Annotated in this window: 17 protein-coding genes; 8 read left to right on the forward strand and 9 right to left on the reverse strand. The window is 63.9% G+C overall.

Annotated elements, in window-relative coordinates:
• Window positions 1-144 precede the first annotated feature (144 nt).
• From AC5RVN_RS05465 to AC5RVN_RS05480, 4 genes are all read right to left on the reverse strand, one after another.
• On the reverse strand, window positions 145-852 hold the full coding sequence (locus AC5RVN_RS05465) for a DUF4397 domain-containing protein (RefSeq protein WP_494105555.1): 708 nt from the start codon (window positions 850-852) through the stop codon (window positions 145-147).
• 120 nt (window positions 853-972) lie between these two features.
• The gene (locus AC5RVN_RS05470) at window positions 973-1,602 is read right to left on the reverse strand and encodes a dihydrofolate reductase family protein (protein ID WP_494105556.1); all 630 of its coding nucleotides are present in this window, start codon (window positions 1,600-1,602) and stop codon (window positions 973-975) included.
• Window positions 1,603-1,738: 136 nt separating this feature from the next.
• Entirely contained in the window at window positions 1,739-2,017 is a 279-nt protein-coding gene (locus AC5RVN_RS05475; RefSeq protein WP_494137293.1) for a YciI family protein, read from the reverse strand.
• 187 nt (window positions 2,018-2,204) lie between these two features.
• Complete coding sequence (locus AC5RVN_RS05480) at window positions 2,205-3,083, reverse strand: CAP domain-containing protein (protein ID WP_494137294.1); 879 nt, start codon at window positions 3,081-3,083, stop codon at window positions 2,205-2,207.
• Window positions 3,084-3,255: 172 nt separating this feature from the next.
• Here AC5RVN_RS05480 and AC5RVN_RS05485 point away from each other — a divergent pair, with 172 nt between their 5' ends.
• Complete coding sequence (locus AC5RVN_RS05485) at window positions 3,256-4,509, forward strand: cation:proton antiporter (RefSeq protein WP_494137295.1); 1,254 nt, start codon at window positions 3,256-3,258, stop codon at window positions 4,507-4,509.
• Here AC5RVN_RS05485 and AC5RVN_RS05490 read toward each other — a convergent pair.
• Genes AC5RVN_RS05490 through AC5RVN_RS05510 form a run of 5 tightly spaced genes read right to left on the reverse strand, consistent with a single transcriptional unit; the run spans window position 4,473 to window position 10,343 of the window.
• Entirely contained in the window at window positions 4,473-5,360 is an 888-nt protein-coding gene (locus AC5RVN_RS05490) for a sugar phosphate isomerase/epimerase family protein (RefSeq protein ID WP_494137296.1), read from the reverse strand. The genes AC5RVN_RS05485 and AC5RVN_RS05490 overlap by 37 nt on opposite strands.
• A 33-nt stretch (window positions 5,361-5,393) precedes the next feature.
• The gene (locus tag AC5RVN_RS05495; protein WP_494137297.1) at window positions 5,394-6,620 is read right to left on the reverse strand and encodes a substrate-binding domain-containing protein; all 1,227 of its coding nucleotides are present in this window, start codon (window positions 6,618-6,620) and stop codon (window positions 5,394-5,396) included.
• On the reverse strand, window positions 6,620-7,732 hold the full coding sequence (locus AC5RVN_RS05500; protein WP_494137298.1) for an ABC transporter permease: 1,113 nt from the start codon (window positions 7,730-7,732) through the stop codon (window positions 6,620-6,622). Before AC5RVN_RS05500 ends, AC5RVN_RS05495 begins: the two co-directional genes overlap by 1 nt.
• Window positions 7,729-8,766, reverse strand: coding sequence for an ABC transporter permease (locus AC5RVN_RS05505; protein ID WP_494137299.1), 1,038 nt, complete (start codon window positions 8,764-8,766; stop codon window positions 7,729-7,731). Before AC5RVN_RS05505 ends, AC5RVN_RS05500 begins: the two co-directional genes overlap by 4 nt.
• Complete coding sequence (locus AC5RVN_RS05510; protein WP_494137433.1) at window positions 8,763-10,343, reverse strand: sugar ABC transporter ATP-binding protein; 1,581 nt, start codon at window positions 10,341-10,343, stop codon at window positions 8,763-8,765. The genes AC5RVN_RS05505 and AC5RVN_RS05510 overlap by 4 nt, the downstream gene beginning before the upstream one ends.
• Window positions 10,344-10,610: 267 nt before the next feature.
• Here AC5RVN_RS05510 and AC5RVN_RS05515 point away from each other — a divergent pair, with 267 nt between their 5' ends.
• From AC5RVN_RS05515 to pntB, 7 genes are all read left to right on the forward strand, one after another.
• Window positions 10,611-11,036 (forward strand): YciI family protein, encoded by a 426-nt coding sequence (locus tag AC5RVN_RS05515; RefSeq protein WP_494137300.1) that lies wholly within the window; start codon window positions 10,611-10,613, stop codon window positions 11,034-11,036.
• 4 nt (window positions 11,037-11,040) lie between these two features.
• Complete coding sequence (locus AC5RVN_RS05520; protein WP_494137301.1) at window positions 11,041-12,294, forward strand: RNA polymerase sigma factor; 1,254 nt, start codon at window positions 11,041-11,043, stop codon at window positions 12,292-12,294.
• 230 nt (window positions 12,295-12,524) lie between these two features.
• On the forward strand, window positions 12,525-13,607 hold the full coding sequence (locus AC5RVN_RS05525; protein WP_494105560.1) for a TerC family protein: 1,083 nt from the start codon (window positions 12,525-12,527) through the stop codon (window positions 13,605-13,607).
• Window positions 13,608-14,324: 717 nt separating this feature from the next.
• Window positions 14,325-15,524, forward strand: coding sequence for a pyridoxal phosphate-dependent aminotransferase (locus AC5RVN_RS05530; protein WP_494105561.1), 1,200 nt, complete (start codon window positions 14,325-14,327; stop codon window positions 15,522-15,524).
• Window positions 15,521-16,480, forward strand: coding sequence for a 2-hydroxyacid dehydrogenase (locus AC5RVN_RS05535; protein WP_494105562.1), 960 nt, complete (start codon window positions 15,521-15,523; stop codon window positions 16,478-16,480). Before AC5RVN_RS05530 ends, AC5RVN_RS05535 begins: the two co-directional genes overlap by 4 nt.
• A gap of 125 nt (window positions 16,481-16,605) precedes the next feature.
• Window positions 16,606-18,159 (forward strand): Re/Si-specific NAD(P)(+) transhydrogenase subunit alpha, encoded by a 1,554-nt coding sequence (locus tag AC5RVN_RS05540; protein WP_494105563.1) that lies wholly within the window; start codon window positions 16,606-16,608, stop codon window positions 18,157-18,159.
• The gene (pntB, locus tag AC5RVN_RS05545; protein WP_494105564.1) at window positions 18,156-19,631 is read left to right on the forward strand and encodes a Re/Si-specific NAD(P)(+) transhydrogenase subunit beta; all 1,476 of its coding nucleotides are present in this window, start codon (window positions 18,156-18,158) and stop codon (window positions 19,629-19,631) included. The genes AC5RVN_RS05540 and pntB overlap by 4 nt, the downstream gene beginning before the upstream one ends.
• Window positions 19,632-20,011: the final 380 nt, after the last annotated feature.

Consider the following 20,011-nt stretch of genomic DNA (forward strand, 5'->3'; position numbering starts at 1 on the left):
ACGTGGCGCGCCCGGAATATGGTAACGATAGCGCGGCAGGAGGTGTTGGCCGTCAAACACCGCAGCGGGGCCACCGGCAAGGTGGCCCCGCTGCGAAGGATGATAAGTGTGGGCGCTGCTGCCCCGCACGCCGGTGTCATGGAGTCAGTGGCGGCTGCGCCCCTTCTCGGAGTCGACCACCTGGACCGCGGTGGCCAAAGTACCGTCAGCAAGGCTGCCCCAGGCGTACACGATGGTGTTCTTGCCGCCCTCCACGGTGATGTTGGCCGGTCCGATCACGGGGTTGGTGGTCCCGGCAGCGGCAACGGAAGCCGAGATGGTTCCGGCCTTCAGCTTCAGGGTGGCTTCGTCAGGATTGCTGAGCTCCTCAATCACTGCGGTTCCCCCTGCCAGGACGTCAACGGAGGGCGCCGCTGCTACGTGCCTCACCGTGAGTTTGCCCTTCGCGTTGTTGCGGGGGGCCTTGGTGTCATTGGTGAAGAGCGTCGCTGTGGGGGCGCCGTCAGCGTTGAGGTGGGCCACCGCCGTATAGTTTTCCCCTTCGTCGAGTTCGACAGTAACGGGCCCGATCACCGGATTGTTGGCGCTGGTGGCGTCTGCTGCCGTGATGGCGATTTCGTAGTCGCCGGCCGAGAGTTCCAGCGGGCCGGCCAGGCTTCCGGGCGTGAAGTCGTCCAGGGTGCGGTTACCATCCACCCATACGTCCACGGTCAGGCCGGGAACACCGTGCAGGACCGAGAGTTTTGACGGGTCTTCGCCGTGGTGGTGCCAGCCGCCGGCCTGTGCCGGGCCCGCCAAGGCCAGTACGGCCGCGAATGAGAGTGCTCCGGCAGGGAAAATCTTGTTGCGCATTTCAAACTCCTCAGAGGGACGCCCGGGGGACGGGCTGTGCTTGTGCGGACACCTCTACTACCGGAGCAGCAGCCTCTGTGGATGCAAACTGTAGAACTTTTTTGGTTCGCTGGCCTGCCCTCAGGCCCGGCTCCTGCCTGGCGGCCCGTCAATCACGGTAGGAACGTACTCGAGCAACTGGAGGCGGCCGTCAAACGTCCTGCTGTCCACCATCTCCAGCGAGACGTCCGGGTAGCCGTCGTAAATCCGCTCCTGCCCTGTTCTGCCGGTGATAACAGGGAAGACGACCAGCCGGAACCTGTCCACCAAACCGGCGGCCAGGAGGGAACGGCAAAGGCTGATGCTGCCGAGGGTGCTCAAGGGCCTGTCCCCGGTCCGCTTCATTTCCCTCACGGCCTCCACAGCGTCCCCGGCGATCAGCTCCGAGTTCGGCCAGGCGAGTGGCGCCTGCAGGGTGGAGGAGAAGACAATCTTGGGCACGGCGGCCAGGCCGGAGAGGCTGGCCCCCTCCTCCTCTGAGAAACCCGAGCTGTTGGCTGCGGCTTCTTCCGACATGCCGGACATCAGCCGGTAGGTGTTCGCGCCCATCAGGAAGGTGTAGTCCTTCTGCCCCTCCTGCTCGAGCCACGCAAGATATTCCGGCCCCTCCAGACCCCACCACCCGGGCCATCCATCGGCCGAGGCATACCCGTCCAGGGAAATGATGAAGTCAACCATCAGGCCCGCCGAGGGCGCCTCTGTCTCAGCCATGACCGTCTCCTTTGATGGCAGGTGCGGGCCATGCTATCCCTGCCATGAGCGGGCACTCAAGGGGTACGCGGGTTCGGGACTGCCGCTGCCGCTGTTTGCCGCTGAAGCGGTTTATAAGCAGTCGGATTCCGGGGTGCTAGGCGAAGCGCACCGGGTCCCATTCAAGGATCCGTGGGACAGCCAGCCCCTCGACCACAAACGGATCATCCTCGATGAACCTTTCGGCATCCGCCCGTGAGGACAAGATTCCCATGGACGACCCGGCCGGATCCGGTGTCAGGAAGGGACCCAACGCAAGCAGCCCGCCGCCGTTTGCGTGGAACGCCTCGAAATAGGCCTGATGGCGGGGGTAGGCTTCCATAACCCGTGATAGGTCAACGCCCTCAGCGAGGCTGTACATAACGATGGACTCCATGCGGCCGATCCTACCTGCCGCCGCCCCCTCAGGCGCCAGGTAGATGCATACCTTTCGGCCGCCGTCGAACGCTGTTAGCGGTGCAGGAAAGCCCACAGATACAAGGAACGACGGCGGTATACCGCCGTCGTTCCTTGTATCTGTGCCGGCATCCCCCGGGTTCTACCGCCCGGCAGGATGCGTTGGCCTACCTCGCGTAGGTGGCGAAGTTCTGGGTCGCCACCAGCTGCGCCCCGTAGGGTGAGCCGGCGGAGAGCCTGGCTGAACCAAAACCGAAGTCCGTCAGGCTGGCGTTGAGCATATTGGCGTTATGTCCAGGAGAGGCCTTCCACGCAGCGAAGAGCGCGTCGGCGTCAGCGTTCACTGCAATATTTTCCGCGGTACGGGTCCAGCCGGACGGGATCTGGCTGGATGCGTCAGGATTGTGCCGGAAGCCGGAGCGGCCCTGGGCGTCGATGTCCGCCTTCATGGTGTTTGACCAGTTCTGGGCTACGGTTTCCAGTCCCGCGTTGTACCGCAGCGCGGCAAGGCCGTTGGCTGCGCGGTACTCATTGACAAGCGCGAAGGAGCGCTGGGCGACGGCGTTGGATGAGGTACCCGTTGCGGCAGGCGCTGCCGGGGCAGGCATAGCCGGGGCGGGTGCGGGCGCCGGTGCGGCCGGAGCCGGCCGGGCCGGAGCGGGGGCCGGGGCCGGGGCCGGAGCGGCAACCGGTGCTTTAACCGGGGCGGCCGGGGCGGCCGGGGCTGGAGCCGGAGGTGCAACCACAGGCGCCGCTGGGGGTTCGGGAGCTGCTGCCGGGGCCGCAGCGGGAGACGACGTTGCGGGCGCTGGTGCTGGAGCGGCCGACGCAGAAGCATTGGCGGTGGGTTTGGCCGCGGCCGATGGAGCCGCGGAAGCCGACGCGGCACCAATGGATGACGGGGACTGCACACCGGCGGCAGTCCACGCGGGCCAGTCAAAGGGCCAGGAAAAGGCGCCCGCCGAAGCGGAACCGGCGGTCAGCAATCCGCCGGCCAGGACGAGGACGGTCAGGGAGGCAGCGACATGTTTCTTCTGTTTTCGCATCAGAAGACCGTATCCGCTGCTCCGGTCCCCCTGCATATTGCGTGACGCCACTCACTGCGGACACGCTGACAGGGGCGCGGGCAGGGGTTTGGCCGGCTACTTTCTGCTGAATATCGGCTGGAAGTTCAGCGTCGGGCAGGCACCGTCCCAGACCAGCATGGCGCCGTAGCTAATGGTGGCGGTAGCTTTGGGTTACCTTTCCTTCACAGCAGCCGAGGTACCGGAGGTACCGCTGATGCCTGGCCTGTCCACATCATTGGTTCTGATTGCCCTGCTTGCTGTGGCAGCGCCCCTTGCGGCCCGTTTCCTTGACCGCGTAGTCAAGGTACCGATCGTGGTGTTTGAGATTGTCCTCGGTATCCTGCTTGGTCCCAGTCTGTTGGGGTGGATCCAGTCCAGCCAGTTCACCGATACGCTGGCTGACTTTGGGCTGGCCATGCTCTTCTTCGTTGCCGGTAATGAGATTGATTTCGCTGTGATACGAGGCCGCCCCGCGAACCGTGCAGCCCTTGGCTGGGTTGTTTCACTGGCGGCCGGCGTTGGGGCGGGTCTACTTGTGGCTCCCGCGCCGGAAGCTGCGGTGATTATTGGAGTCGCCTTGTGTTCGACTGCCTTAGGCACGCTGCTGCCCATCCTTCGCGACGCCGGCGAGTCCAGGACGCGTCTTGGTGTCGCGGTTACTGCTTTGGGTGCTGCCGGGGAGTTCGGTCCCCTGGTGGCCATCTCGCTGTTCTTCAGTGGGAGGGAGCTGGGACCGGCAACGGCGGTCCTGGTCGGGTTTGTTATCCTCACGGGGCTGGCAATTTATTTTGCCTCCCGCGCGCGGCACTCCCTGCTCCACTCCCAGGTCACCAAGACCCTGCACACCAGCGGCCAGTTCGCCGTCCGGTCCATCATGCTCATTCTCAGCGTGCTCGTTGTGTTGAGTATGGTGTTGGGGCTGGACATGCTGCTGGGCGCGTTCGCCGCCGGAGTCCTCTGGAAGGTCGCCATCGCGAGGGCTCCCGAACACGACCGGCATGTCATCGAAATGAAAATTGACGCCATCGCGTTCGGGTTTCTGGTGCCGGTCTTCTTTATCGATACGGGCGTCGACTTCGACCTGCGGGCGCTTACCGGTAACCCTGCCGCCCTCGCGTTGGTCCCCTTGTTCCTGGTTCTCCTGCTCATCATCCGAGGTCTGCCGTCGCTGCTGGCCGCTCCCCCTGGCTCAACCCCCGCCGGCAAGCGTGCCATCATGCTGTTCGGGGCAACGGGGTTGCCCATTGTCGTGGCGGTGACAGCCATAGGCCGGGACGAGGGGCTTATCCCAAGCGGCATCGCGTCCGCGCTGGTGGGTGCGGGGATGCTCTCTGTCCTCCTGTTTCCGTTGCTCGCCCTGGGTCAGCTTCAACGGAGTCCCTCGGGCACGTCACCGCGGGACTGAACTTCTACGCCGCGGAGGAAAGCCAGGCCGCTGGCGGCCAACTCGTCCTGGCTCGGTGCGAGCGGCCGCCAGATCGAGGCGGCGACGGCGATGGCGGCATTATCTGCAGTGAAACTTTCTATGTTCACCGGTCCGCTGTAGCCCACCTCGTCCAAAGCCTGCAGAAAGTCTTCCCAGTCCGTCTGGTCTCCCCCCGGGGCGCCGCGGTCGTTCCCTGAAACCTGCACGTGCACCACGTGCTCGCCGGCCGCCCGAACCGCGGCGGCCAGCGAGCGCTCCTCGATGTGGAGGTGGTAGCTGTCAAGAGCAAGGCCAACACCGTTGCCGAGCAGCGGCCCCAGTGCCTCGAGCGCTTGGTCCACCGTGTTGATCAGGGATGTTTCATACCGATTCAGCGGTTCGATCCCCAGGATAACGCCCGCTTCCCTTGCCCGTGCGGCCACCGGCTGCAAATTCCGTCGCAGCTCGGCGTAGGCATCCCGCCGCTGTGCCGGCGTCATCCGCCAGACCCTGCCCGTCTGGGCATAGAAGGGACCGCAAACAGTGGGCGAACCAATGCTGCCGGCCATGGCGACGCAGGCCGAGAGGTAGGCCTGCGTCCTTTCCACGGAGGCCGGGGCCGCAGCCACGAGGTCGCGGCCCGGCGCCATGGCACCAACAAGAAACGGAATAAGCGCGGTCGACTCCAGAGCTTCGCGCACTGACGCGGCGCTGAAGTCGCCGGCGTTTTCCAGTGGCAGTTCGACGGCGTCGAACCCCATTGCGGAGATCCGCGCCAGGTGCTTACCCAGGTTGGAGTCGGTGAGCGGGGACTCCCAGACCCATGTGCTGATCCCGATGGGACGCTTCACGCCGTTCCCCTCCTATACAGCCCCCGGGCAGTGTCAGGGGATCTGCCGCCTCTGCCACACGTCCGGATAGCCGGGGAGATCTTCACCGCCGAACTTTGCGTAGTGCCCGCCGGGCATTCCCTGGTTGCGCTGCAGCCAGTCGTCAAGTTCGTCGGCGAGGATGGGCTTTTGCGGGAGGATCCATTCGGCCGGGATCTGCTCGCCCTTGAAGATTTTTTCCAGGGCGAGCAGCGGCGTCCGCCACTGGAAGTTGGAGTAGACGGGGGCCATGGCATCGATTCCGGTTTCCTTCCACTTTGTCAGGAAGCTCATCTCATCCTCGCCGGTCATCACCGGGAGGTCCTTGCCTGCATCCTCGAACGCTTCGAGGGCAGCCACCGCACCGTCTCCGGCGTCCATCCAGACGCCCTGGACATCACCGGTGGCCAGTTCATCGGAGATGATCTTCTTGATCTCGGTGGGGTCCGCTCCGGTGAAGTAGTCCTTGGCCTGGATTCCCTTTTCCTCAAAAATCTTCTTGGCCGCCGCCCAGCGGTGTTCCAGAACGTCCACCCCGGGAAGGATGCGCAGGGCCACCACCTTGTCGCCGGACTTCAGCCTGTCGGTGAGGAACGTGGCGGTGTCTATCCCCCAGGCAAAACCGCCGATCGGGTGGATGAACGTGGTGGCACAGTCGGTTTCGACGCCGCGGTCGAACACCACCACGGGTTTGCCGGTTTGGCAGGCCCGCTCCACGGCCTGGGTGAGGGCCGCGGTGGAGTTGGGCGATATGACGAACCCATCGCAATTGCCCTCATCAATGAAGTAGTCGATGTCCGCAATCTGGGTGTTGTCGTTGTCCTTAGCGTCCCGGGTTTCCATTTCCGAAATGACCCCGGAGTCCTGCAGCACCTTGAGCTGCTGGTTCATGGTGATCCAGCCGGTCTGGCGCCAGGGATTCGAGATGGAGGCGTTGGCGAAACAGACCTTGTGGGGTCCGGCTGAGGCGAATTTTGCGGTGTCCGTCATATCGCCGGCTATGTACTGCAGGTAGGGCTGCTGCGCGTTCCCTTCGAAGGTGGCGGTACGTTGCTCAAACTGGCTGTCGTAGAGCGCCTGGTCAAACCATTCCTGGCTTGCTGGGCTGCTTTGTGCCGGGGAGCCGGTGCCCGGTGCCGCCGTTGTTTCGGTGACGGACGGATCAGTGGTGGTGCAGGCAGTCAGCACCACCAGCGGCAATGCTGCCCCAAATGCCACCCTGCGAATAGAGAGTTTGCGCATCAGACTCGATTTCCTCCTTGTTTGGTGCCCTCGTGGGGCATAGGTGCTGCGCTTAGCCGGTGCCGTTCGTCATGGGCAGCGGCAGTAGCTCCCTTCCGCTTGCGCTGCCATGACTTGGACGCTGCTGCCACAGCGATAATGATGATCACGCCTTGGACCGTGTCCCGCCAGGTGGCTTGGACGCCCAGGAAGTTGAGGAGGGTGAACAATGCCTCGAGGGCGAACGCGCCGGCCGCCGCGGACAGGACCCAGCCGCGCCCGCCTCCCAGCACTACGCCCCCGAGGACGACGGCGGTAATCGCCGTGAACTCGTAACCCCGCCCCACCGACGGGTGGACTCCTGCGTAGCCCACGAGCAGGATGCCCGCCACAGTTGCCGACAGGGACGAGATGATGAACGCGCGGGTCCGCACCCACCAGACGCGGGAACCGGCCAGTTCAGCGGCCCTTGGATTGTCGCCGACGGCGAGAAGCATGCGGCCGAACGGGCGGCGCATCAGGACGAACGCCAGAATGGCCACCGCCGTCAGGATGATGACGGGGTAGGGAATGATGTCCAGGACCGGGACGTCCTGGATGCCGCCGCGCCCTATGTGGCGGAAGCTGTCCGCCGGGTTTCCCTGGGCGGCACCGCCGGTCCAATAGAGGACCAGTCCAAGCAAGGCCAGCATCATGCCCAGCGTCACAATGAAACTGGGCACCTTGAGCAGCGTCGTGATCAGCCCGTTCAAGAGGCCAATGAAGGCGCCGAGCACAAACATCAGGATTAGGACCGGAACCACCCTGGCATCGTCCTGTTGGATGAGGTTGCCGGCCACAATGACCTGCATGGTCACCACCGAGCCCATCGACAGGTCGAATTCGCCGCTAACTATAACGAAGTATTGGCCGATGGCAGCGATGGCGATCGGGGCCGTCCTGCCGATGAACCGGATGAAGGAGCCTGGTTCCCCGAAAGAAGGGTTCAGCACAATGATGGCTGCCAGGAGGCTGATCAACAGGATGAATACGGCGCCCCCCGGCGTGCGTAAGGCACGCAGGAGCCGCTGGGAGCGGCTGGCACGGTTCTGCCGGAGCACAGCGCTGCGCCCCGAAGGCAGCGCCGCGCTCATGGCCGCTCCGCTGGGGCAGCCGACGCGGCAGTCGCGTCGGTGGAGGCCTTGGAGTTGAACCGCTCCGGTCTGTTGACAATTCTGCGGCGGGCGTACACGGCGACGGCGACCACAATTACCACGCCCCTGACCACGTCTTTGAGGAAGGGGTTGATCTGCATGACGGACATGATGTTGTCCAGCATTGCGAAGATGAGGACCCCGCCAAGGGTCCCGGTGATGGTTCCCTTGCCGCCGGCCAGCAGTGTGCCGCCCAGGACCACCGCTGCGATGGAAAGCAGGTCATAGCCGCCCTGTGAACCCACTGTCGGGCTCCCGACGCCCAGCCGGCTGGCGAGGAGCAGGCCCGCCATTCCTGCCAGCAGCGAACAAATCACGTGAGCTGTGATGACCGGCAGGTCGACGCGGATTCCAGAAGTCCGGGCCACGGAGACGTCGCCGCCGACGGCGTAGAGGTGGTGGCCCATCCGGGTGCGGTGGAGCAGCAGCATGGCCAGCGCCGCACAGGCCAGCATGATGAGGGTCGAGATGGGGACAGGCCCCAGGCCCGTCGCCCCGATCAGCCGGAATGAGAGCGGCGTCTGGCCGAAGCTGCCTTTGAAATTGGTGGCGAGGTAGCCGCTGATGATCAGGCCCATGCCAAGCGTGGCAATGAACCCATGCACGTTAAGGCGCGCCACGATCAGCCCGTTCGCCAGGCCGATGATCGCCGCGGCACCCAGCGTCAGGAGGACGCCGGGCAGGACATTGCCCGGGTTGTTAGCCATGACACCGGCGGCAATAAGGCTGGCAAGGCTGGCGACATACGGAACCGAGAGATCGAGGCTGCCGGCCAGGATTACCAGCGTCTGCCCGATTGCGATGAAGCCAAGGACGCTGGTTCCGGTCAGGATGCTCGATATGTTGCCTTGGCTGAAGAAATTCCGGCCGACCGTGCCGACCAGCACGGCACCCACAATCAGCGTCAGCAGCGCCACCAGGTACACGATCTGGGTGGAGGACAGGCGGTCGATGAAGCCGGCGCGCTGCTTCATGTCCCTCCTCCGGATGCAGTCCTCGCGCCCGTTGCCAGCTGCAGGACGGCTTCCTCGGACGTTCCGGCCGGAAGCTCGCCCGCGAGACGTCCGTCGCGCATAACCAGGATCCGGTCCGACATGCCGATGACCTCCGGAAGTTCGCTGGAGACCATCAGGATGGCCTTGCCTTCCGCTGCCAGTGCGCGCATCAGCCGGTAGACGGCAACTTTGGCTCCCACATCTATTCCCCGGGTAGGTTCATCCAACAGGACCAGTCGGGGACCGATGGCCAGCCACTTGGCAAGGACCACTTTCTGCTGATTTCCGCCGGACAGATACTGCACCTCCTGGTCGAGGTCCCGAGCCACGACCTCCAGAGAGGAAAAGACGCCGGGGACTTCGGTTCTGACCGTGCGGGTGCGGCGCGGGAAGACTGATCTGATAACGGCCAATGCGTTATCAAGGATGGACTGGTTCAGGCTCAGGCCCTCCGCCTTGCGGTCTTCTGTGATGAGGGCCATACGTGATCGTGCCCCCTCCCTCGGCGTCTTGGGCAGTAGCTCCCGGCCCTCGACTTTCATGGTGCCGCGGTGGAAGGGGGCGGCGCCGAAAATAGCGTGAAGCAGTTCGGTCCGGCCGGAACCCTGAAGACCGGCCAGCCCGACTATCTCGCCCGGCCGAACGGTGAGGCTGATTCCGTCCAGTTGGCCGTTCCCGGCGTTGCGCAGTTCGAGGATTGGTGTTGCGCTGACGGCGGCACCTTTCCCGCCATTGAGTTCGGCATTTTCGTCCTCAGGGCCACTGCCTGCCGGGGGCAACTTGTCCGGGAAGAAGGCTGAGATAGGCCGGCCCACCATCAGCCGGACAAGCCGTGCGTCGTCGAGTTCTGCGGCAGGGCCGGTGCTGACCACCCTGCCATCCTTCAAAACAGTGATGACGTCACACAGATCAAAGAGCTCCCGGAGCCGGTGCGAGACGTAGAGGATGGCCGTTCCACGTTCCCGCAGGCGGGACACGATCTGGTAGAGGAGCTCAACTTCGGCCCCGGCCAGCGCGGCGGTGGGCTCGTCCATGGACACGATCCGGGCGTCATAGCTGACCGCCTTCGCAATCTCCACGACCTGCTGCTCGGCTACGGTCAGGCTCCTGACCTGCGCAGCGGGCCGGATGGCGCTGATTCCGAGCGACTCCAGCAACTCCCCTGTCTTGGCGTTCATCAGTGCCGTGTTTACCAGGAGTCCGCGGCGGGGCTCCCGGCCCAGGTAGATGTTCTCCGCCACCGTCCGGTCGGGAAGGAGGTTAAACTCCTGGAACACCGAAGACAGCCCGGCTTCGTGAGCCTTCGTAGGGTGGCTGAAACTGACTTCCCGGCCATCCAGCAGTACTGTTCCTGCGTCCGGCTGGTACACCCCGGCAAGTACTTTCATCAAAGTGGACTTCCCGGCGCCATTCTCACCCACGAGCCCGTGAACCTGGCTTCTGCGAAGCACAAGGGAGGCGTCTTCGAGGACGGGGATGCCGAAGAAACTTTTGGTCAGTTCACGGACTTCGAGGAGTGGCGGGCCTGCAGATTCATGCGGGAGCGCACCGGGGATTGAGGATGCGCCAATCCGCCCGTGGTTCTCCGTTGATCCGCCCACGCCTAACTGTTACAGGGCGCGTTCTGTTCCGTCAAGGGATAAACGACTGCCAGCTATCAGGGCAATAAGCGCAGTTTCTGACAATAAACACGTTCCGGGCAAAGCTTTGCCGTGAAGAATCTTTGAATAAAATTCTTCTGGTCCTTGTCGATCCGGTGTCCGCCTATTCGACGCGATAGTAGAAGGACGCATCAGGTGTCCTCAACACGAAGGAGAAGAACAGTGAAGTTCATGCTGATAATGCGCGCTACCGATGAGGCAAAAAAGGCATACGAAACCGCCGATATCGAACAGATCATCAACGCGATGGGCGCCTACAACGAATCGCTGATGAACGCCGGGGTGCTGCTGGCCGGTGAAGGGCTTTCCGATGACATGAGCGAAGCGTTTGTTGTCGACTTCTCGGCCGAGCAACCCATCGTAACGGACGGTCCCTATGGGGAAACCCACGAGCTGTTCAATGGCTTTTGGATTATCCAGACCGCCAGCAAGGAAGAAGCGGTCCAGTGGGCCAGCCGGTGTCCCCTTGGCCCGGGCAGCAAACTCGAAGTCCGCCGCGTGACCGATATGAGCGACTTCGAAGACTTCTCCGACAACGAGTTCCTTCAGAAGGAGGCCGGCTGGCGCGAGGAACTCAACCAGCCCTGACCCCATGGCCGACAAGCACGTCACCACCTCAGCACCCGTGCTCCAGCGGACCCTGGACGCGGTGTGGCGGATCGAAAGCGCGCGGATCGTTGCAACACTGGCCAAGGTGACCGGCGACGTCGGTCTGGCGGAAGACCTCGCTCAAGAAGCCCTGATCGACGCCCTGAGGCAATGGCCCGAGTCTGGCGTCCCGGAGAACCCGGGCGCCTGGCTCACGGCCATAGCCAAACGCAAGGCGATAGATGCCTGGCGCCGCCGGGAGCGGCTCGACGAACGCTACCGCGCCATCGCCCACGACCTCACGGAGATGACCGAGGACCAGTGGCAGCCGATCCCGGATGATGTGCTCCGGCTCGTCTTCATCGCCTGCCACCCCGTGCTTTCCCGCGAGGGGCAGGTCGCCTTGACGCTGCGAACCGTCGGTGGCCTGACCACCGAGGAAATCGCACGGATGCTGCTCGTACCCGTCGCCACCGTCCAGCAGCGCATCGTCCGGGCCAAAAAGACTCTCGCAGCCGCGCAGGTCCCCTTTGACACGCCTGAGCCCAACGAGTGGAACGCCCGCCTGAGCGCGGTGCTTGCCGTGCTGTACCTCATCTTCACGGAAGGTTACGCCGCAACAACCGGTGACCGATGGATCCGCACCGAAGTTGCCAACGAAGCGCTGCGCCTGGGCCGCGTCCTGGCCGGCCTGCTGCCGCGGGAGCCCGAAGTTCACGGACTCCTTGCCTTAATGGAGTTCCAGGCGTCCCGGTTCGCGGCGCGCGTCAACCCCGACGGCAGCCCAATCCTGCTTGCAGACCAGGACAGAGCACGCTGGGACAGGACCCAGATCGGCCGCGGCCGTGCATCCCTGGCACGTGCCGACGCGCTCGGCCGCGGAAGGGGAAACTACTGCCTGCAGGCTGCCATCGCTCAATGCCACGCAACCGCCCGCAGCTTCGAAGAAACCGACTGGCACAAAATTGTGCTGCTCTACGAAGCCCTCGGACGCCTGGCGCCGGGCCCCGTCGTCGAACTTAACCACGCCGTAGCGGTTTCCATGGCCACCGGACCTGCTGCCGCCCTTGAAATCGTGGACCGCCTCGCCGCCGAGGGGGCCCTCCGCCGCTCACACCTCCTGCCCAGCATCAGGGGAGAACTGCTCACCAGGCTGGGAAGAACGGCTGAAGCCAAAACCGAACTGCTGCAGGCAGCCGCCCTCACCGCCAACGAACAGCAAAAAACAATCCTGCTGGCCAAGGCAGCCAGCCTCTGATATTGCCGAAGGTGCCGGCGGGACCGCTGAAGCGGCACCTGCGGTAATCGGGCGGGTGGAGATAGCAGGTGCCTGTGCGTTAGCATTTTTGTATCAAGGGGAGTACTCCCGTCGCGATTGACCCGTCACTACGGATGCAGCAATGCATCCCGGGTCGTCGGTTCCGGTTATGTCCGGGCGGAGGAGACCTTGGCGCCTATGTCCGACGCCTACCCTTTGGAGTGCCCACCATGCAGGTCACACCCCTGATCTGGTTAATCACTATTGCCGTGACTGTCCTCTTCTTCGTCTACGAGTTCTTCGCGCACGTGCGCAAACCCCACGAACCGACCATCGCCGAATCCGCGCGCTGGTCCGCCTTCTACATCGGGCTCGCCCTGTTGTTCGGCGCCGGCATCGGACTGGTCTCGGGCTGGACGTTCGGCGGGGAGTATTTCGCGGGCTATCTCACCGAGAAGGCCCTGTCGATCGACAACCTCTTCGTCTTCCTCATCGTCATGGCCGGCTTCGCGGTACCGAAGAAGTACCAGCAAAAAGTGCTGATGATCGGGATCGTCATCGCCCTGGTCCTCCGAGGCGGGTTCATCGCCATCGGCGCGGGACTGATCGCCAACTTTTCGTGGATCTTCTACATTTTCGGCGCCCTGCTGCTCGTTCTGGCCTACAAGCAGGCGTTCGGCAGCCATGACTCCAACCCGGCTGACGGCAGGTTCATGCGGCTCGTGCGCCGCATCCTGCCGGTGACCGATGAGTACCACCAGGACAAGCTGACTGTGAAGAAGGGCGGCACGCGGTTCGCCACACCGATGCTGCTGACCATCATCGCGATCGGCTTCGTGGACCTCATTTTCGCCGTCGACTCCATCCCCGCGATCTACGGCCTGACCAACGAGGCGTACATCGTCTTTACGGCCAACGCCTTTGCGCTGATGGGTCTACGCCAGCTCTTCTTCCTCATCGGCGGACTGCTCGAACGCCTGGTCTACCTCGCGCAGGGACTCGCCGTCATCCTGGCGTTCATTGGCGTGAAACTCGTCTTCCACGCACTGCACGTCAACGAGCTGTCCTTCGTTAACGGCGGGGAGCCGCTCCTTTGGGCGCCCGAAATCCCCATCTGGTTCTCGCTGCTGTTCATCGCAGCCACCATCGCCGTCGCCACACTTGCAAGCCTTACCAAGACCCGCGGGGAGGCGAAAATGAACGACGGTCACCTGGTGGACAGCGAGCAGGTAACCGCAGCCCATGCGGAGGACGGAAACGCGGAACCTGACGCCGGCGGGACCACGAGTGCCACTGCGGAAGCCTTCAAGTAGCTGCGGCACCGGGGGCCTGACAGGGCGGACGGAAGGAGCAGACCGGTAGCTAAGAAAGACTGGTTGTAAGACAAAGAGTGGGGCGGCGGGCAGAAACCCGCCGCCCTACTCCGGTGGTTCGGGCCTTCTTGGCCCGGGCCACCCAGGCATATCCACTCTCCCTGCATTAGCAGGTAATCGCAGGAGCTGTAGCAACGGTCAGGAAACGATTCTGCGCCTTAGCTGCAAGGGGAAAAAACATGTTGACGTCCGGCTCAAATCGTCGGGTCCGGTGACCGTTTGGCTGCAGCTGGATGCTAGCTGCAATTGCCAGACGGTACCGAAAAGGCCCGGGTTCGTACGTCGACAGCGATCTCGGCGTCCGCTAACCGCAGCCGCACCCGCCGCCCTGGACCGCCCTAAGGCGGGGGCCACATTCAGGCAGGCGCCCGGCAACCTTCCCTTTTCATACTGCAGGCCGCAGACGGCCTGCAGTATGGGCAGGATCAGCGCCTGCGGGAGCGCGCCCCACCCGACGCACTGGAGTACGACGGCGGAAAGCGGCAGGTAACCAAGCGTCCCGAACTGTTCTGGGAACCAAGGATCAACGCCTTCGAAAGGTAACCTTCCCGTTGGGAAACATCAACGGTATATTTATTGCTGGCAACTGATATATAAGTTCTATAACAGTTGGTTTGCTGAAGGATCGATCGTCCACTCAATGAGGAGTAAGACAGAATGAAACAACTCGCGCACCGGCTCGAACGGCTGGGCACTGAAACCGCCTTCAGCGTCGCCCAAGCGGCCGCCGCCTGGAAAGCGAGGGGGAACCCCGTATACCCCTTCCACCTGGGCGACATCAACATCCCTACCGCCCCGCATATCGTCGAAGCCATGAACCGGGCGATCGCCGACGGCCATACCGGCTATTGCCCCGGCCCGGGCATACCGCAGTTGCGGGAGGCCCTTGCAGAAGATATCGGAACCCGCCGAGGTATTGAGTTCTCCCCGGACAACGTCGTGGTGATGACGGGAGGCAAGCCCGTGATCACCAAGTTCCTGCAGGCGGTCATGAACCCTGGCCAGGAAGTGCTCTACCCGAACCCCGGCTTCCCGATCTACGAATCACAGATCGAGTACCTCGGTGGCACTGCCGTGCCTTACCGTTACCTGCCCACGCCCCAGGGCTTCGCGATCGATCTCGACCAGGTCCGCGCATCAATCACACCCAATACTGTCGCAATCATCTACAACGACCTGCAGAACCCCATCTCGGCCGAGTCGACCGCTGCTGAGCGGGAGGCAATCGCCCAGCTCGCGCAGGAGCACGACCTCTGGGTACTCTCCGATGAGGCGTACTTCGAGACGCGCTACGAGGGTCTCTCGAGCTCGATCGCGTCGCTTCCCGGCATGGCGGAGCGCACCGTGATCCTGTACACCTTCAGCAAGAAGTTCGCCATGACCGGATCCCGCCTGGGCTGTGCCGTCGCCCCAATCGAGATCGCCAAAATCCTCAGCACACTTAACACCAACGATGAGTCGTGCACGACGCACTACGTGCAGTGGGCCGGCATCGAAGCGCTGCGCGGCAGCCAGGAACCCGTGCAGCAGATGCTCGACATCCTGCGCGGGCGCCGGGATGCCGCATGTGAACTTGTCAACGACATCTCCGGCGTACATGTCGCGGTGCCGCAGTCGACGTTCTACCTGTTCCCCGATGTCACCGAGGCCATGGAGCGCATGGGGTATACGGCAGTCGGCGATTTCGCTTCCGCAGCGCTGTACGAAACCGGCGTCTCCTTCTGCACGCGTGAGCATTTCGGCCGCCGCCAGCCCGGCGAAGAGCGGCAGTACATCCGGCTCGCCTACTCGGGCATCGACGTCACCGATATCCACGATGGCCTCGGCCGCCTGCGCAAGTGGATCGAGACGGCATGAGCCGGGTCGTCGTCACGGGACGGGTACCCGAAGCCGCACTTGAGAAGCTGCGTACCGAGCACGAAGTCGATGCCTGGGAGGGTCCGGAGTCGATCGGCCGCGAGGAGCTGCTGCGCCGGGTAGAGGGTGCCGATGCCGTGGTGAGCCTGCTGACCGAACGCATTGACGCCGAACTGCTCGACGCCGCCGGCCCACAACTCAAGGTCGTCGCGAACGTTGCCGTGGGGTACGACAACATCGACGTGCCCGCCTGCACCGAGCGGGGCGTCGTCGCCACCAACACACCGGGTGTGCTCACGGAGGCCACGGCCGACATCGCGTTCGGCCTCATCCTTTCGGCGACCCGCCGGCTCGGTGAGGGGGAACGGCTCATCCGCTCCGGCCAGGCCTGGAAGTGGGGCATGTTTTTCCTGCTCGGCAGCAGCCTGCAAGGCAAGACCCTCGGCGTCGTCGGTATGGGCGGCATCGGCCGGGCGACTGCCCGCCGGGCCAAAGCCTTCGGAATGGAAATCGTCTACCAGTCCCGCAGTGAGATCGACCCCGCGACCGCAGCCAACCTGGGTGCCCGGCGGGTCGATCTCGCTGAGTTGCTGGCCATCTCCGACGTCGTCTCCCTGCACTGCCCCTACGGGCCGGCCACGCATCACCTGATCGGCGTCCAGCAACTCGCGGCGATGAAGAGCACGGCGTACCTTGTCAACACGGCGCGCGGTCCGATCGTTGACGAAGCAGCCCTCGCTTCTGCCCTCCGCGAGGGACAAATCGCGGGCGCCGGTCTCGATGTTTTCGAGAAAGAGCCCGACGTGCACCCTGGATTGCTTGAGCTTGAGAACGTGGCGCTCGTGCCCCACCTCGGCTCCGCTACTGTCGAAACGCGCACCGCGATGGCGATGCTCGCCGCAGACAACGCGCTCGCCCTTCTCAGCGGCGAACAACCGGCCACACCGATCAATTAGTGGCACCGGGCGGACTTCTGAAGGAACAGCATCTCAGTCGTTCTGCACTGCCCGTGCCTTAGTGGAGCAACTGCTGTCCCCGGCGACGCAACTTCCCAGGCACCACATCTTAGAGAGAGAAAACAGTGACGCGTATAGGCATCGTGGCCGAGTTGGGCCGCGAAACGAGGGTGGCGGCAACGCCTGTCACCGTGAAACAGTTGTTGGGTTTGGGCTACGACGTTGTGGTCGAGAAGGGCGCGGGTGAGTCCGCTTCCTTCCGGGACGATGCGTATGTCGATGCGGGTGCCTTGCTTGTTGGGGCTGACGAGGCGTGGGGCAGCGACGTTGTGCTGCGGGTCAATCCGCCCACCGAGGATGAGATCGCCCGCCTCGCTGACGGTGCCACTCTTATCGGGATGCTTAGCCCGGGGTTGCGGCCGGAGTTGGTGGAGGCGTTGGCGGCCCGTCCAATCACCGCTTTGGCTTTGGATGCGGTGCCGCGGATCTCGCGGGCGCAGTCGATGGATGTCCTCAGTTCGATGGCGAACATCGCCGGGTATCGTGCCGTCATTGAGGCCGCGCATGAGTTCGGCCGGTTTTTCACTGGGCAGGTCACCGCAGCGGGCAAGGTCCCGCCGGCGAAGGTCCTCGTCGCCGGAGCCGGTGTCGCCGGCTTGGCGGCAATTGGCGCTGCCAGCAGCCTGGGCGCGATCGTTCGCGCTACTGATCCGCGGCCTGAGGTGGCGGATCAGGTGAAGTCCATTGGTGGTACTTACCTCAAGGTTGAGGTAGAGGAGGAGATGAAGTCCTCTGACGGGTATGCAAAAGCAACGTCCGAGGCGTACAACAGGCGCGCAGCCGAAATCTACACCGAGCAGGCGGCTGATGTCGACATCGTCATCACCACGGCCCTGATCCCGGGTCGGCCCGCTCCGAAGCTGCTCACGGCGAACGATGTGGCAGCGATGAAATCCGGCAGTGTCATCGTGGATATGGCTGCCGGGCAGGGCGGGAATGTGGAAGGCTCCGTCGCTGGGGAGCGGGTGGTAACGGAGAACGGTGTGGTGATCCTGGGGTATACGGATCTTCCGGCGCGTCTTCCGGCGCAGGCGTCCCAGCTGTACGGGACAAACCTGGTGAACCTGCTAAAGCTCCTGACCCCGGACAAGGACGGTCAGCTGCGGCTCGATTTTGCGGATGTGGTGCAGCGGTCGGTGACGGTGGTGCGCGAGGGCGAGAAGACGTGGCCGCCACCGCCGGTTCAGGTCTCCGCCGCACCGGCGGCCAAGACCCAGGCTGAGGTTGCCGAAAGTCCTGGGCCGAAGAAGAAACAGGGCCTCAGCCCGGCCGGTAAGGCCGGGCTGTTCGCCGCGGGGATCGCCGCGCTGTTCCTGGTCAACGCGGTTGCCCCGGCGCCGCTGCCGCAGCACTTCACGGTTTTGATGCTCTCGATCGTGGTCGGGTTCTATGTGATCGGGAAAGTCCACCACGCCCTGCACACCCCGCTGATGTCAGTAACTAATGCGATCTCCGGAATCATCGTGGTCGGTGCCCTGCTGCAGGTCACCTCCGAGAACATCGTGATGCAAGTGCTCGCCGCCGTCGCGGTGCTGCTGGCCAGCATTAACATTTTCGGCGGCTTCGCCGTCACCCGGCGCATGCTCGCCATGTTCTCCGCCGGGAAGGTCCGTTCATGAGCGCCGCCACCGCAACAGCAGCAACACTGACGAGGAGCCTTACCGTGACTGACACCGTCTCCGGTCCGTTGACCGCCGACTCCATCGCGGGGGCGGCCTACATCGTCGCGGCCCTGCTGTTCATCCTCAGCCTCGCCGGGCTGAGCAAACACGAGAAGGCCCGCGCGGGGGTCGCCTACGGCATCACCGGCATGGTCATCGCCCTCGCCGCCACCATCTGGCTGACACTCCAGGACGCCTGGGGCACCGGCCACGCCCTGACCGGCCTGGGCCTGCTGGTCGCCGCGGTTCTGGTCGGCGGGGCCATCGGACTCTGGCGCGCCCGGGTGGTCGAAATGACCGGCATGCCCGAACTCATCGCCCTGCTGCACAGCTTCGTCGGCCTCGCCGCCGTGCTCGTGGGGTGGAACGGCCACCTCGAAGCCCCTGCGTTGTCTTCAGACCTGATGGCGATCCACCACGCCGAGGTGTTCATCGGCGTGTTCATCGGCGCTGTCACGTTCACCGGCTCCATCGTGGCGTTCCTGAAACTTTCCGCCCGGATGAAATCCTCACCCCTGATGCTGCCAGGCAAAAACGCCATCAACCTCGGCGCCCTCGTTGTGTTCATCGTCCTGACGGTCTGGTACGTCAACGACTCCCAGCTCTGGCTGCTCATCGTTGTCACGGCCCTGGCCCTGGGGCTCGGCTGGCACCTCGTGGCCTCCATCGGCGGCGGCGACATGCCCGTGGTCGTGTCCATGCTCAACAGCTACTCGGGCTGGGCCGCCGCCGCCGCGGGCTTCCTGCTGAACAACGACCTGCTGATCATCACCGGTGCCCTGGTCGGCTCCTCCGGTGCATACCTTTCCTACATCATGTGCAAGGCCATGAACCGGTCCTTCATCTCCGTGATAGCCGGCGGCTTCGGCATCGCCGCCCCAGCCAGCAAAGGGGACACGGACCAGGGCGAGCACCGGGAAATCACTGCCGAAGCCACCGCGGAAATGCTCACCAACGCCTCGTCCGTCGTCATCACCCCCGGTTATGGCATGGCCGTCGCCCAGGCCCAGTACCCCGTCGCTGAACTGGCCAACCAGCTCCGCGAAAAAGGCGTAGACGTCCGGTTCGGCATTCACCCGGTCGCCGGGCGCCTGCCCGGGCACATGAACGTCCTCCTTGCCGAAGCCAAAGTCCCGTACGACATTGTCCTGGAAATGGACGAAATCAACGACGACCTCGGCGACACCTCCGTGGTCCTGGTCATCGGCGCGAACGACACCGTCAATCCCGCCGCCGCCGAAGACCCGGGAAGCCCCATCGCCGGGATGCCCGTCCTCAAAGTCTGGGAAGCCGAGAACGTCATCGTGTTCAAACGCTCCATGGCCGCCGGCTACGCCGGCGTCCAGAACCCCCTGTTCTACCGCGACAACTCCCAAATGCTCTTCGGCGACGCCAAACAACGCGTCGAAGACATCCTCCGCGCCTTCTGACCGAACGCACCTTCGAAGATGAGAAGAGAGACCATGCCCAGACGTCGAACAGCAGTCCATAGCGGGGCTCAGACAGCACTTCCACCAGGTAGGCCCAATCAGGGTCTTGGCGCTGAAGACGCACTTTTTGCGCAGGCTTTTGGCATTGACGACTATGCAGCATCTCCTTGGATAGGCCTTCACTACAGACACGAGTTGTTGCTGCACTGCAATCACGAATTATTGGAGCAGCGGAAGGACTAGGCCGGAACTGGGCCCATGGTCACTCCTCCTCGTTTCGTACAGCGGTTTCCAGCTGAATCGATGACCGGTGGTGGCGATCGACGTTGGGGCCGCGGTGGGCAGTACCTCCGCGCCCGTTCCGCCGCTTGTGTGACGAC

The sequence above is a fragment of the Arthrobacter sp. sptzw32 genome, from assembly GCF_059089735.1.